The sequence below is a fragment of the Chryseobacterium cucumeris genome, assembly GCF_001593385.1.
Classification (GTDB): domain Bacteria; phylum Bacteroidota; class Bacteroidia; order Flavobacteriales; family Weeksellaceae; genus Chryseobacterium; species Chryseobacterium cucumeris.
This window is the reverse complement of record NZ_LUVZ01000003.1, coordinates 87,429-101,194: the sequence shown is the minus strand read 5'-3', so window position 1 is coordinate 101,194 and position 13,766 is coordinate 87,429. Positions and strand designations below refer to the sequence as shown.

The window sequence follows — 13,766 nt, the reverse complement described above, 5'->3', positions numbered from 1 at the left end:
CTGCAAATCTTAATTATTACGAAAATTCTAAATCACTTCTAAGTTTTGTTGGTCTTATTTTTCCATATAGTATACCTCCTCATAAGGCTGAATCAGTACCCATCCATGTCCTGAAAATTTCATCTGAAACTCTTCGCCGCTTCCTCTGCCGATAAGACTTTTGAAAGAAACATTCGTTTTCAGTTCCGGGCTTAGGTTTCCGGACCATGCCACAGTAGCATTCGGATCTGTAAACACAGGAGTATCTGGAGTAACCAACAATGTAAGAGGATCTCCGTGAGTTGTAATGGCAATATGTCCAGTTCCTGAAAGTTTTGCCTGAAAAAGTCCTCCGGACATCATTCCTGCAATACTTTTCAGCATGGTGATATCACTTTTGACGCTTTGTTCGTGGGCAAGGATATCATTTCCGTTTACACAAACAGATTCATTATTCAGATACAGAATACGGACTTTCTTCCCGGAATCTGCAACATATAGTTTTCCGGTTCCTTCTGCTTTCATCAGCCTGGCTCCTTCACCGCTGATAGCTTTCTTTAAAAGATTTCCAATTCCTCCGGACAGCATTCCCTGTCTTTCAAAATTGATATTTCCCACATAGCTTACCATGCTTCCTCTTTTCGTCCATACTGCCTGATTGTTAAGGTTGATTTCCAGAAGATGTTTCGTTTCCAGTTCAAAATAATCTCTTTGCTGCGGATTTTCTTTCGTTTCGTTGATAAATGCTTCAATTGAATATTTACTCATAATGATATTTTTTAATTGGCTGTTTTTATAGTGTTATTACTTTAGTTTGTCGAGTTTATACTCCCTTTTGTTACTTTTAGGATTCAGATCTACAAATTCATACGCTTCAAAATTGGCAAGTCTGGTTTTGAACATTTCAGTTGCTTTTTCTAATGACCATGTTTTAGGATAATGAAAACCTTCAAATTCAGTATTGAAAATTTCTGCTTTGAAATCATGTGAAAACTCATAATCGCCTGCGTAGGTCAGTGCTATTTTGCCCGTCCATGTAATATCATACCGGTTATTCTCTTTTTTTGAAAACCGGATCTGATGTCCTGCACAGCTATCATGTCCCAGCAGGTAGATGTTGAAAGCAAGATCATCATCATCAGAATGTTGTTCAGACGGAAGATCATTACTGAAAAGATCATTTTGAACAACAGCATCGAAATCTAATTTTTCATCAAGGTTATTAATTCTGATTCCTCTCTGTTCACCCCAATAGTTGGACGAGAGTGTACAGGCATGATAGTTTCTCCATACGATTTTGGAGTCCCAGTCGGACATATCTTCGTCGTCTTCTTCCCCGTTTTCATCGTCATTGGCGTAATAATTTTCAGTTTTTAAATGAAAATCAAACCAGATAAATCCATATTCATCAATCCGCCCGCTCCAGCTAAAGGTTTCAATTTTGTGGCCATTAGGATACGGATTATCAATGAAGTATATTTTACTTACAGATTCCATGTTGAATTTTAATTTTTCCAAAAATACTCTTTTATGCCTTGGAAATCCTCGTAAAATCACGGTTTTATATTTGATTGTAAATAATACTTGACAAAGGGGTGTTCAATGTCGTATATTTGCACTCCGAAAATTACACCTTGTAATTTCAGTAATTTTTAAACCGTAATTTAAAAAATGAAAACATCAGATTTTAATTTTGATCTTCCTGCGGAATTATTAGCAGAACACCCATCAGAGCACAGAGACGAAGCGAGATTAATGGTACTTGATAGAAAAACACAAACTATCGAGCACAAATTATTCAAGGATGTTGTGGATTATTTTGATGAAGAAGATTTGTTCATCTTCAACAATACAAAAGTTTTCCCTGCACGTCTTTACGGAAATAAAGAAAAAACAGGTGCTAAAATTGAGGTTTTCTTATTAAGAGAGCTTGATAAAGAAACCAGAGTTTGGGACGTTTTGGTAGACCCTGCAAGAAAAATCAGAATTGGTAACAAATTATTCTTCACAGAAGATGAGTCTTTGGTAGCTGAGGTTATTGATAACACAACTTCAAGAGGAAGAACATTAAGATTCTTATTCGACGGTTCTTACGACGAATTCAGAACGAAATTAAAAGAATTGGGAGAAACTCCGCTTCCAAAATATATCAAAAGAGCAGTAGAGCCGGAAGATGCAGAAAGATATCAGACAATCTATGCAAAAGTAGAAGGAGCAGTGGCTGCCCCTACAGCAGGTCTTCACTTCTCTAAGCATTTGATGAAGAGATTGGAGATCAAAGGAATCAATTTTGCTGAAGTTACCCTTCACGTAGGATTGGGAACATTCAACCCGATTGAGGTAGAAGATCTTTCTAAGCACAAAATGGAGTCTGAAGAAATTATCATTGATGAGAAAAATGCTGCGATCATTAATAAAGCAGTTGAATCTCACAGAAGAGTATGCGCAGTAGGTACTACTACCATGAGAGCATTGGAAACTTCTGTTTCTTCAAACAAAAAAATCTCTGCTTTCAACGGATGGACAAACAAATTCATTTATCCTCCTCACGATTTTGGAGTAGCGAACTCAATGATCACGAACTTCCACACACCGAAGTCTACTCTGATCATGATGATTGCTGCATTTGCCGGAAGAGATTTCGTAATGCACGCTTATGAAGAAGCCGTAAAAGAAAAGTATAAATTCTATTCTTATGGTGACGCAATGTTAATTCTATAAAAAAAAGTAAAAAGAGCCAAGTTAAAGGTAATAGAAGTAGAGATGAGACAAAATGATTTACTTATAAGAACTTTTACATTTGGAGTTGATTGTCTTAAGTTTTTAAGAACGCTTCCCAATGATTCTGAAAGTAAATTAATACGATTTCAGCTCGGAAAATCAGCTACTTCAATAGGCGCTAATTATGAAGAATCCCAGGCAGGATCTTCTAAGGCAGATTTTAAAAATAAAGTAAAAATTGCTTTGAGAGAAGCCAGAGAAAGTCATTTTTGGCTTAGAGTTTTAGAAGAATTAGATGGTTATGATTCTGAGGAATTTAAAGCTTTATTGAATGAAAGTAACGAATTGAAAAACATTTTGGCTGCAATAGTTAACAATACTAAACTTTAAACCTTTTACTTTTAACTTGGCTCTTTAATATTATGAAAGATATCCGTACATTATCACTAGACCAGCTTAAAGAATACTTTGTGTCTTTAGGAGAAAAGCCGTTTCGTGCGAAACAGGTCTATGACTGGCTATGGAGTAAAAACCTCCATTCGATTGACGAAATGACGAATCTTTCAAAATCACTTCGTGAGAGAATTTCGGAAGAATATACCATTAATCCTGTTTCCGTAGACCTTCTTCAGAAAAGCTCTGACGGAACCATCAAAAACGGAGTGAAACTTCACGACGGGCTGATGGTGGAATCTGTTCTTATTCCTACAGAAACAAGAACTACAGCCTGTGTCTCTTCACAGGTAGGATGCTCATTAAACTGCGAATTCTGTGCTACGGCAAGGCTGAAAAGGATGAGAAACCTTGAAGTTGCTGAAATTGTAGATCAGGTAGCTCTGATTGACAGCCAGAGTAGAATGTATTTCGACAGACCGCTTTCCAATATCGTATTTATGGGGATGGGAGAGCCGATGATGAATTACAAAAACGTAGTGGAAGCCATCAAAAAAATTACCCAGCCGGAAGGTTTGGGAATGTCTCCAAGAAGAATTACCGTTTCTACATCCGGTATTCCTAAGATGATCAAAATGCTTGCAGATGACGAACTGCGTGTGAAGCTGGCTTTATCCCTTCACTCTGCTATCGAATCCAAGCGTAATGAGATCATGCCTTTCTCTGATAAATTCCCGTTAACGGATATTATGGAGGCTCTTCAGTACTGGTATCAGAAGACCGGTTCTGTTATTACATTTGAATACTGTGTATGGAAAGGAATCAATGACGGTGATGAGGACATTAAAGCTTTAATCAAATACTGCAAACAGGTTCCTTCAAAAGTAAATCTGATTCAATACAATCCGATCGGGGACGGAAAATATGACCAGTGCAACAAACAGGCAGAAGAAAATTATATCCGTCAGCTTGAAAATGCAGGGATTACTGTAATGGTCAGAAGAAGCCGTGGAGGTGATATTGATGCCGCTTGCGGACAGTTAGCCAACAAAACAACAGATTAAAATTTCCTTAAAAAAAGCCTAAAACTTTCTTAAAAAATAGCTTAAAACCCTACCTTTGCACAAATTATTTTGTGATGATGGATTTTCTTATGAGCGAGGACGGGCTGGAAAATGTGTATGCATGGGCAATCCCATTGCATGCCACTGTTATTTTAGCTGAAATGATTTACAGCCACGTTTCAGAAGCTAAGTTATATAGTGGAAAAGATCTTGCCACCAATGTTTATCTTGCATTGATGAACTTTGGTCTTGACCTTATCATGAAGGCATTTGCCATGGGCGTAATGTTCTTCTTTTACCATCACAGGCTTTTCTCTTGGGACCTTAGCGTATGGTACTTGCTGGCATGTTTTATCATCACAGACTTTGCCTATTATGTGCTGCATTATGTGGACCACCGTTCCAGAGCATTCTGGGCAGTACATATTACGCATCACAGTTCAGAATATTTTAATCTGACAACAGGATTCAGAAGCCCTGTATTACAGCCGCTTTACAGATATTTGTATTTTTCACCGCTTGCATTTTTAGGATTCAATCCCTGGCACATCATGGTGGCATACGCCATCGGACAAGTGTATGGGACATGGGTGCATACGCAGACTGTGAAGAGTATGGGATTTCTGGAATATATTCTGGTAACGCCTTCTCATCACCGTGTACACCATGCTTGTAACGTAAAATACCTGGATAAAAATATGGGAATGTGTCTCATTATCTGGGATAAAATATTTGGAACCTTCCAAAAAGAAGATCCGAATGTACCCGTGAAATATGGAATCTATCCAAAAATGCCGGATAACAGACCGGATACGGTATTATTTTATGAATGGAGAAAAATCTGGAAAGATCTTAAGCAGCCAGGACTAAAATTTACAGATAGAATCAATTATATCTTTAATTCTCCGGGATGGAGACATGACGGAACAGGAAAAACCGTAAGGCAGTACCAGAAAGAGTATTTTGCAAGACAGGCACAAAAGAAAGAACAACAGCAAAATCAGAAAGAGCAGAAAACTGCTTAACTTTTGATTTAAAATCAATAGAAATCTAAGTGAAAAACGGGCTATTTTAGTCCGTTTTTCTATTTTTAGAATTGGCATTTTCGAAGGCTATACAGTATTTATATTCCGCAGGAATCCACACTCTCCCCTCAAACCCGCATCCCGCATCACTTGTAAACGCTTTTAGTTCAAACCCTCCAACTCTCTAACTCACAATAAAACCTTATTTTTGTCTTATGAAAAAACTCCTTCTGATTGTAGCTCTTTTCGTTGGCCAATCTGCATTTTCCCAGCGGACTGATTTTCTGAAAATAAAAAAATACAGAATAAACTACCTGGATGATAAAATTCAGGAAACTTCAGGACTGAATATTTTAAACGGCAAATTATATACATTCAATGACAGTGGAAATCCTGCCGAACTTTTTGAATTGGATAAAAAAAGTGGCGAAATTATCAGGATACTGAAAACCAACTTAATCAATACAGATTGGGAAGCGTTAGCCAATGACGGAGAAAATTTTTATATCGGGGATTTCGGAAACAATACCGGAACAAGAAAGGATCTGACGATTTACAAAGTTCCATACGAACGTCTCGATGAGTCTAATGCCATTAAAATTCCAGGTTCGGAAAGGGCCTTAGATGGAACGAAAATTTTGTTTTATTATCCTGAACAGACCGAATTTATTGCTAAAAACACAAAGAACGATTTCGATGCAGAAGCTATGATTTATCTGAATGGAAAATTGCACCTATTTACCAAAGAATGGGCTTCAAAAGCAACCTCGCACTATATTGTAGATCCTGAACTCTCAGAACTGCAAAAAGCAGAAAAAATAGAAACCTATAAAACAGGTTTTGTAGTTACAGATGCCTCTTATTTTGATAAAAAGCTTTATTTGATAGGATATACAAAGAAAACAGAAGTCTTTTTAGATATTTTTACAGAAACAGAACCCGGCATATTTTTTAAAGAAAAACCAAAGCACTATTACCTCGGGACTGCGCTTTCATTAGCACAGATTGAAGGAATAAGTGCAGATGAAACGGGAATTTATATTTCAGGGGAAAAGTTCAGATCTCCGTTGGGAACTACAAAACCTTCATTTTATTTTATCCCGAAAGAACAACTCAAAGATTAATTTGTCTTAAAATTGAGCGAAAAAAATTATCTTTGTGAGAATTAATAATTATTCACCCAGCATCGCAGATTGTGGCAAACATTGTAGAAGAGATTAAACGACCGATCAATGATGAAATGAAACTTTTTGAACAGAAGTTTTATGAGTCAATGCAGAGTAAAGTAGCTTTATTGGATAAAGTAACCCGTTTTATTGTTACCACCAAAGGAAAGCAGATGCGTCCTATGTTTGTCTTTCTTTGTGCCAAACTGGTGGGTGAGGTGACGGAAAAAACGTACCGCGGTGCTTCTATGATCGAACTGATTCACACCGCTACTCTGGTACATGATGATGTGGTGGATGAAAGTTTTAAACGTCGTAATTTCTTTTCAATCAATGCATTGTGGAAAAATAAAATTGCGGTTTTGGTGGGGGATTACCTTTTATCAAAATCAGTTTTACTATCTACAGACCACAAAGATTATGATCTGCTTGGGGTGATTTCCAGAACCATCCGTGAAATGTCTGAAGGAGAACTACTTCAGCTGGAAAAGGCCAGAAAACTGGATATTACGGAAGAGGTTTATTATGAAATTATCCGGCAGAAAACAGCAACTCTGATTGCTGCATGCTGTGAAATAGGAGTTCTTTCCAATAATGCGGATGAAGCTTTAGCCAAAAAGATGATGGATTTTGGCACTTATACCGGAATGGCATTTCAGATCAAAGATGATCTTTTCGATTATTTAAGTTCAAACGTCATCGGTAAGCCTGTAGGAATTGATATTAAAGAACAGAAAATGACCCTGCCTTTGATTCATACCTTGAAAATAGCGTCTGAAAAAGATAGAAAGTATTATTTCGATACCATAAAACGATATAATAACAATCCCAAACGTGTAAAGGAGCTTATAGAATTTGTTAAAAGTTCAGGTGGATTGGATTATGCCATTACAGTGATGAAAGAATTTCAGCAGAAAGCAAAAGATATCCTGAATGAATTTCCGGATTCTGAAGCAAGGAAATCGTTGCATATTATGCTTGATTATGTTATTGAGCGAAAATTCTGACATTAATATTTTATCCGTTCTGATTTTTTTATTCATTTATTTTCTTCCCGTATGGTACGTAAATTTTATTGAAATAAATAGAGCTATCTTTCAATAATTCAATCAGTTGTGATTATCTGTGTGTTTTTATGGTATTAAATTGCTGTAAACTAGCATTTTGCATAATTCACATAAAGTGCTTGTTAACAATTCATTGATGTTCCATATAATTTTTGTTAATTTGTCGTAAGAAAAAACAACAAATAATGAAAAAAATTCAGACAATGATGATAGCGTGTGCTATCAGCTCAAGCTTTATCACGTACGCACAAGTGGGAATAGGTACTCAAAATCCCCAAACAACTTTTCATATTGACGGCTCTAAAGACAATCCTGCAACAGGAATTCCTTCTGTGGCTCAACAGGATAATGATTTCAGTGTAACTTCAGGTGCTAAAGTAGGGATTGGCACAGTTTCACCCACTGAAAAATTAGATGTAGCGTCCGGAAATGCCCGTATTCGTAATATTAATTCAAATATCGGGGTCGGAGGAACTGACAGGGTGGTTGTAGCTGATGCTACCGGAGTACTGAAGACTATAGACTTTACTGCTTATTCACTGTTTCATGCGCGTTTAGCAGCGAATCAGAACATCAGTTCTTCTACGATCACGACTTTATTATTCGCTGCACCAATAGCAACTTCTCCTTTCTATTCCTATAATACCGGAACTGGAGTGATGACTTTTAACCAGCCTGGAAATTATCTGGTAACGTTACAGGCAAGTTTTACCAATATGCCTGCAGATACTCAGTTGCTTATTGGTATCAGACCTGTACCGGATGCTAATTACCTGGGAAGAGGAAGCCATTATAATGCAGTTGCTGCTTCAGGAACTGTGGGTGAGCTGATGAATTATACGACTGTAGTGGTAGCTCCCACAGCCGGATACCAGATTCGTTTTACAGCAGCTCCGAATCAAAATGCTACGATCATTTCAACAGAAACAGGATCTACTGGAAGCGGTAATGTCACCAATGTAACTGTTCAGAAGATATAAATTTATCTTTTATTATAATTAAAACTAAAGTGTTTTGTATATGTTTTCAGGAAACTGGAAATGTATACAGAACACTTTCTCTTTTATATTCAGAATCTGATATGGATTCAGTGTAAAAAATGAGAAAGAGCTTTTTATTGAATTCTCAAATTTTTATATGATTGCCCTTATGTATTACTCTAAATTACGGTATTGAGCGAAATTTTTAAATTAAATAATTTTCAGAGTTACAATAATAACGGCTAGAACTATACAAAATAAAGCGATTAAAAATAAATAATCCGCAATGTTCTCAAACGTAGATTCCCGCTTTCTATTACGAGTTCTGATCGCCAGAAATGAAAAGAAACAGCTACAGGCAAAAAGAATACAGGCAAATCCCGCAAATTCGTCCAAATACGTATTCTGACTGATCTTAGAGATTTTCAGTGACGTAATAATGATTAATGAAAATCCTAAAAGATTGCTGGACGCATTCAAGATATGGGGTGATTTTTTTTCCATCTTTTACAATTTTTTTCAAAATAAAGCACAATTTTTTTTATTATCAAATTTTTAAAAAAGATTATTAAAAATTAAAATTAATTTAAAAAGTGTATATTAGCAAAATACTTGAAGATTAAAAAACTTTTTTACTTAGCTATGCAAACAACCTATATTGAAACACAGCAAATATCCTTTCAAGATTTTAAAAATCAAATACTTGGAGACTACAGGTTAGGAAGGATCTCTCGTGAAATGTCTTATCTCGGAAGGAGAGAAGTACTCACTGGAAAAGCTAAATTTGGAATTTTTGGGGATGGAAAAGAACTTCCTCAGCTTGCAATGGCGAAAGTTTTCAGAAATGGAGACTTCCGTTCAGGATATTACAGGGATCAGACTTTTGCATTGGCAATAGATGCCTTAACAGTAGAAAGTTTCTTTGCACAGATGTATGCAGATACCAGTGTGGAAAGAGAGCCTGCTTCAGCAGGAAGACAAATGAACGGGCATTTCGCAACAAGAAGTTTAAATGAAGACGGAAGCTGGAAAGATTTGACAGCTCAGAAAAATATTTCTTCCGATATTTCTCCTACAGCCGGACAAATGCCAAGATTATTGGGATTGGCTCAGGCTTCAACGATCTATAAAAGCGTAAAATTTGATGGTTCAGAAAAATTCTCAAGAGAAGGTAACGAAATTGCTTTTGGAACTATTGGGGATGCTTCTACAGCAGAAGGACACTTCTGGGAAACTCTGAATGCAGCATGTGCTCTTCAGGTTCCTATGATCGTTTCTATCTGGGATGACGGATATGGAATTTCAGTTCCTACGAAAAATCAGAGAGCAAAAGCTGATATCAGTGAAATGCTAAGTGGTTTCCAGAGAAAAGAAGGAGAAAACCAGGGATGTGAGATTATCCAGGTAAGAGCTTGGGATTATCCTGCATTATTAGATGCCTATGCTAAGGCAGAACATTTTGCAAGAACAGAAAGTGTACCGGTGGTAGTGCACGTGGTAGACGTTACTCAGCCTCAGGGACACTCTACATCAGGATCTCATGAAAGATATAAAAACGAAGAACGTCTGGCTTGGGAAGCAGAGTATGACGGACTGGCAAAATTCAAAGAGTGGATTCTGAACTATTCTATCGAAATTGATGGAAAAGAAGAAGTAATTGCTACTGCTGAAGAATTGGAGGCGATAGATGAAGAAGCGAAAAAAGCAGCAAAAACAGGACAAAAAGTAGCTTGGGAAAACTATCAGAAAGCTATTTCAGAACTTATTCAGTCTATTTTACCTTTAGTAGAAAATCTTAAAGGACAAAATGCTGAAGTGGAAACTTATATTTCTCATTTCAACAAATTAGTTTCAAAAGCTAAGAAAGATATTTTCCATTTGGTAAGACAGACTTTACTGGCGACAAGAGGAACAAATTCTGCGGAAAGAAATCAGCTGATGCAGAAATACAATGAAGTATCTGCTGTTGAAAAAGACAACTATTCTTCTCACTTATATTCTCAGTCTGAATGGAAGGCTGAAAACGTACAGGAAATCAAGCCTGTATATTCTGACAGCTCTGAGGATGTAGACGGAAGAGTGGTGATCAGAAACAATTTTGACAAAATTTTTGAAAAATACCCTGAAACTTTAATCTTTGGAGAGGATACCGGAAATATCGGTGACGTGAACCAGGGATTGGAAGGAATGCAGGAAAAATACGGTGCTCTACGTATCGCTGATACAGGAATCCGTGAAGCAACAATTCTTGGACAGGGAATTGGGATGGCGATGAGAGGTTTAAGACCAATCGCTGAAATCCAATACTTAGACTATGTTCTTTACTGTTTACAGGGAATGAGTGATGACCTGGCAACCGTGCATTACAGAACCAAAGGTGGCCAGAAAGCTCCGTTGATTATCAGAACAAGAGGTCACAGATTAGAAGGAATCTGGCATTCAGGTTCTCCAATGGCTGGTATTCTGAACCTTTCAAAAGGTATTTTGGTATTGGTTCCTAGAAACCTTACGAAAGCAGCAGGATTCTACAACACAATGCTTCAGGCTGACGAACCTGCGATCATCGTAGAATGTCTTAACGGATACAGATTAAAAGAAAAACAACCGGATAACCTAGGTGAATTCACTGTTCCTGTAGGGAAAATTGAAGTAACAAAAGAAGGAAAAGATGTTACTTTGGTCACTTATGGATCTACATGGAGGATTGTAACGGAAGCCGCTAATGAATTGGAAAAATTAGGAATTTCTGCTGAAGTAATTGATATCCAGTCGTTGATCCCTTTCGATCTATCTCACGAAATTGCTGAAAGTGTTAAGAAAACCAACAGATTAGTCGTGATTGACGAAGATGTACAAGGGGGAACTACAGGATTTATCCTACAGCAGATCCTTGAAAAGCAGAAAGCATTCAGATATCTGGATTCAGATCCGTTGACGATTTCTGCTAATGATCACAGACCTGCTTATGCAAGTGATGGTGATTATTTCAGTAAGCCGTCTGCAGACGATATGGTAGAAAAAATCTACGCAATGTTTAATGAAACAAATCCTCAGAAATATCCAGCGATATTCTAATCGGGATTTTAGATAAATTTAAAACCGCTTCCTTTGGGGAGCGGTTTTTGTTTGCTAATCTTCTTCCGCCAAAACAATTCTCAATTTATTCAAAGTATTCATCAAAGTTATACTTGCGGTAAGCTCTACAATCTCTCGTTCTGAAAATTGGTCTATCAGCTTTGCTTTGGTGCTTTCCAAATTATCTTTGCTGTAAATGACAGCTTCTGCCCATTCTAAAACAAGCTTTTGTTGGTCATTAAAGACATTGGTGTGTTTCCAGCCCGAAAGTCTGTTGATGACATCTTGTTCAAAGCCAAAATCAGAGAGCTCTTTAGCATGATAACTACAGCAATAGGCACATCCATTGATCTGAGATACCCGAAGCTCCACTAAGGCAATCAGTTTTTCATCAATACCGGATTTTCTAATGCTGTTATGGGCTCTGTACAGATTTCCAATCGTTTCTTTTGCAATTTCTTTGTAATTCATAATGAATATTTTTGTGCAAATTTGCATCAGAAATAGTTTTGAAACTATATACTTACATTTTGGTGATATACTTACCTTTTTGAAAGTGCTATCCAAGATAAAAGGCTATCAGACATTGACAGCCTTTTTATTTTTTACATCTTCATTCAGAAAAGCACAATCTTTATTTTCATGCTGTCCTTTCACCTGATATTTTGCTTCCCACTCCTCAAGTAAATATAAAATAGGGAGCAAAGCCAATCCCTTTTCTGTAAGAGAATATTCCACTCTTGGAGGAAGTTCTTTAAACTCTTCACGGATTACCAATCCATCAGTTTCCATCTCCCTCAGCTGATCGGTCAAGACCTTTCTGGAAATAACATTAATACGTACTGCCAGTTCCCCGAAACGTAACTTCCTGTCCTTGATAACAAGAACTATAATGGGTTTCCATTTGCTTCCCAAAGCGGCCATTGCCTTACCCAGAGGGCAGCTGTATTGCATTAATTCATTCTTTTTCATAGAGAGATCTTTATTTTAATATCATATGAAACTGCAGTTTCATATGTTACTTTGATGTTACTAATGTAAGTTACTGCGAAGTTACCACTATTTTTTATATAAAAGATACAAAAGTGAACTATTATTAGTTACTTTGTGTAACAATTATAAAATATAAATTTAAATATGAGCACATCATCATTATTTAAACCGTTTCAATACAAGAATTTACAGCTTAAAAATAGAATTGTAATGGCTCCAATGACCAGAGCACAGTCTGACAATGGAGTTCCTACACAGAACATCGCAGATTATTATGGAAGAAGAGCCGCTTCAGAAGTAGGATTGATTCTTTCTGAAGGAACTGTGATCAACAGACCGGGATCAAAAAATATGCAGAATATTCCTGATTTCTATGGTACAGAAGCTTTAAACGGCTGGAAAAATGTTATTGATACTGTACATCAGAATGGAGGTAAAATGGGACCTCAGATCTGGCACGTAGGAGATACGAGAATGTCTGAGGACTATCCGTTGGTTCCAATGGAAAAGGCTTCAACAATGACTATTGAAGATATTCAGGATACCATTGCGCAGTTTGCAGCATCTGCAAAATCAGCAAAAGACCTTGGTTTCGACTGTATTGAAATTCATGGTGCACACGGATACCTTATCGACCAGTTTTTCTGGGAAGTAACCAATACCAGAACCGATGAATATGGCGGTAAAACATTGAAAGAAAGAAGCAGATTTGCTGTAGAAGTAGTAAAAGCGATCAGAGCAGCAGTGGGAGAGGATTTTACCATTATTATCCGCCTTTCACAATGGAAACAACAAGATTATAAAACCAGACTGGCATTTACTCCTAATGAAATGGAAGAGTGGTTATTACCATTAAAAGAAGCTGGAGTAGATATTTTCCATTGTTCACAGCGTCGTTTCTGGGAACCGGAATTTGAAGGTTCTGACTTAAACTTTGCAGGATGGGCAAAAAAAATTACCGGGCAGCCAACTATTACCGTAGGTTCTGTAGGCTTGAACGGAGATTTCCTTAATGCTTTTGCAGGGCAGGGAACAGAAAAAAGAGATCTTACAGAACTAATCAGAAGACTTGATAATGAGGAATTTGATCTTGTTGCAGTAGGAAGAGCTATTTTGCAGGATCACCAGTGGGTACAGAAGATCAAAGATGGTAATACGGAAGCCCTTCTTGATTTTTCAGCAGAAAGTATGGGCGTTTTATTTTAATATCAATAATGAATTGTGAATTTGTTTCGCAGTGGTTTTTTAACAGCATAATTTATTCACTTGGGAAGAGGAATTGACGATTCAATATGGTCATAAA

At 37.0% G+C, this 13,766-nt stretch carries 13 protein-coding genes; 9 read left to right on the top strand and 4 right to left on the bottom strand.

The features are described from left to right. Nucleotides 1-54 precede the first annotated feature (54 nt). Nucleotides 55-747 carry an AIM24 family protein gene (locus tag A1704_RS07425; protein WP_062672057.1) on the bottom strand — a complete coding sequence of 231 codons (693 nt, stop codon included), beginning with the start codon at nucleotides 745-747 and terminating at the stop codon, nucleotides 55-57. Nucleotides 748-783: 36 nt separating this feature from the next. Continuing rightward, nucleotides 784-1,497, bottom strand: a complete 714-nt coding sequence (locus A1704_RS07420) for a hypothetical protein (RefSeq protein ID WP_202967939.1) — start codon at nucleotides 1,495-1,497, stop codon at nucleotides 784-786. A 153-nt stretch (nucleotides 1,498-1,650) separates the two neighbouring features. Here A1704_RS07420 and queA point away from each other — a divergent pair, with 153 nt between their 5' ends. From queA to A1704_RS07375, 8 genes are all read left to right on the top strand, one after another. Beyond that, nucleotides 1,651-2,700: a tRNA preQ1(34) S-adenosylmethionine ribosyltransferase-isomerase QueA gene (gene queA, locus A1704_RS07415; RefSeq protein ID WP_034696367.1), complete on the top strand. Its 1,050-nt coding sequence runs from the start codon at nucleotides 1,651-1,653 to the stop codon at nucleotides 2,698-2,700. 42 nt (nucleotides 2,701-2,742) lie between these two features. Continuing rightward, nucleotides 2,743-3,090, top strand: a complete 348-nt coding sequence (locus A1704_RS07410; protein ID WP_062672053.1) for a four helix bundle protein — start codon at nucleotides 2,743-2,745, stop codon at nucleotides 3,088-3,090. Nucleotides 3,091-3,122: 32 nt separating this feature from the next. After that, nucleotides 3,123-4,157, top strand: a complete 1,035-nt coding sequence (gene rlmN / locus A1704_RS07405) for a 23S rRNA (adenine(2503)-C(2))-methyltransferase RlmN (RefSeq protein ID WP_062672050.1) — start codon at nucleotides 3,123-3,125, stop codon at nucleotides 4,155-4,157. 74 nt (nucleotides 4,158-4,231) lie between these two features. Beyond that, nucleotides 4,232-5,182 (top strand): sterol desaturase family protein, encoded by a 951-nt coding sequence (locus tag A1704_RS07400; RefSeq protein WP_062672048.1) that lies wholly within the window; start codon nucleotides 4,232-4,234, stop codon nucleotides 5,180-5,182. Nucleotides 5,183-5,397: 215 nt separating this feature from the next. Beyond that, on the top strand, nucleotides 5,398-6,306 hold the full coding sequence (locus tag A1704_RS07395) for a hypothetical protein (RefSeq protein WP_062672047.1): 909 nt from the start codon (nucleotides 5,398-5,400) through the stop codon (nucleotides 6,304-6,306). A 71-nt stretch (nucleotides 6,307-6,377) separates the two neighbouring features. Beyond that, nucleotides 6,378-7,355 carry a polyprenyl synthetase family protein gene (locus A1704_RS07390; protein ID WP_062672045.1) on the top strand — a complete coding sequence of 326 codons (978 nt, stop codon included), beginning with the start codon at nucleotides 6,378-6,380 and terminating at the stop codon, nucleotides 7,353-7,355. A 245-nt stretch (nucleotides 7,356-7,600) separates the two neighbouring features. Beyond that, on the top strand, nucleotides 7,601-8,395 hold the full coding sequence (locus A1704_RS07385) for a hypothetical protein (protein ID WP_062672043.1): 795 nt from the start codon (nucleotides 7,601-7,603) through the stop codon (nucleotides 8,393-8,395). Nucleotides 8,396-9,037: 642 nt separating this feature from the next. Continuing rightward, nucleotides 9,038-11,470, top strand: coding sequence for an alpha-ketoacid dehydrogenase subunit alpha/beta (locus A1704_RS07375; RefSeq protein ID WP_062672037.1), 2,433 nt, complete (start codon nucleotides 9,038-9,040; stop codon nucleotides 11,468-11,470). 54 nt (nucleotides 11,471-11,524) lie between these two features. Here the strand turns inward: A1704_RS07375 and A1704_RS07370 are convergent, their stop codons facing one another. Further along, nucleotides 11,525-11,941, bottom strand: a complete 417-nt coding sequence (locus A1704_RS07370) for a carboxymuconolactone decarboxylase family protein (RefSeq protein WP_062672035.1) — start codon at nucleotides 11,939-11,941, stop codon at nucleotides 11,525-11,527. A gap of 108 nt (nucleotides 11,942-12,049) precedes the next feature. Continuing rightward, nucleotides 12,050-12,442 carry a winged helix-turn-helix transcriptional regulator gene (locus A1704_RS07365; protein ID WP_062672033.1) on the bottom strand — a complete coding sequence of 131 codons (393 nt, stop codon included), beginning with the start codon at nucleotides 12,440-12,442 and terminating at the stop codon, nucleotides 12,050-12,052. 165 nt (nucleotides 12,443-12,607) lie between these two features. On the opposite strand from A1704_RS07365, the gene A1704_RS07360 reads away from it, so the two are divergent. Next, nucleotides 12,608-13,669 carry an NADH:flavin oxidoreductase gene (locus A1704_RS07360; protein WP_062672031.1) on the top strand — a complete coding sequence of 354 codons (1,062 nt, stop codon included), beginning with the start codon at nucleotides 12,608-12,610 and terminating at the stop codon, nucleotides 13,667-13,669. The last annotated feature ends 97 nt before the right edge of the window (nucleotides 13,670-13,766 follow it).

Bases quoted from the DNA above. Each gene is read 5' to 3' on its own strand.
- A1704_RS07365 (WP_062672033.1), bottom strand. From the start codon at position 12,442: ATGAAAAAGAATGAATTAATGCAATACAGCTGCCCTCTGGGTAAGGCA.
- rlmN (WP_062672050.1), top strand. From the start codon at position 3,123: ATGAAAGATATCCGTACATTATCACTAGACCAGCTTAAAGAATACTTT.
- A1704_RS07400 (WP_062672048.1), top strand. From the start codon at position 4,232: ATGATGGATTTTCTTATGAGCGAGGACGGGCTGGAAAATGTGTATGCA.
- A1704_RS07395 (WP_062672047.1), top strand. From the start codon at position 5,398: ATGAAAAAACTCCTTCTGATTGTAGCTCTTTTCGTTGGCCAATCTGCA.
- A1704_RS07410 (WP_062672053.1), top strand. From the start codon at position 2,743: ATGAGACAAAATGATTTACTTATAAGAACTTTTACATTTGGAGTTGAT.
- A1704_RS07360 (WP_062672031.1), top strand. From the start codon at position 12,608: ATGAGCACATCATCATTATTTAAACCGTTTCAATACAAGAATTTACAG.
- A1704_RS07425 (WP_062672057.1), bottom strand. From the start codon at position 747: ATGAGTAAATATTCAATTGAAGCATTTATCAACGAAACGAAAGAAAAT.
- queA (WP_034696367.1), top strand. From the start codon at position 1,651: ATGAAAACATCAGATTTTAATTTTGATCTTCCTGCGGAATTATTAGCA.
- A1704_RS07370 (WP_062672035.1), bottom strand. From the start codon at position 11,941: ATGAATTACAAAGAAATTGCAAAAGAAACGATTGGAAATCTGTACAGA.
- A1704_RS07385 (WP_062672043.1), top strand. From the start codon at position 7,601: ATGAAAAAAATTCAGACAATGATGATAGCGTGTGCTATCAGCTCAAGC.
- A1704_RS07375 (WP_062672037.1), top strand. From the start codon at position 9,038: ATGCAAACAACCTATATTGAAACACAGCAAATATCCTTTCAAGATTTT.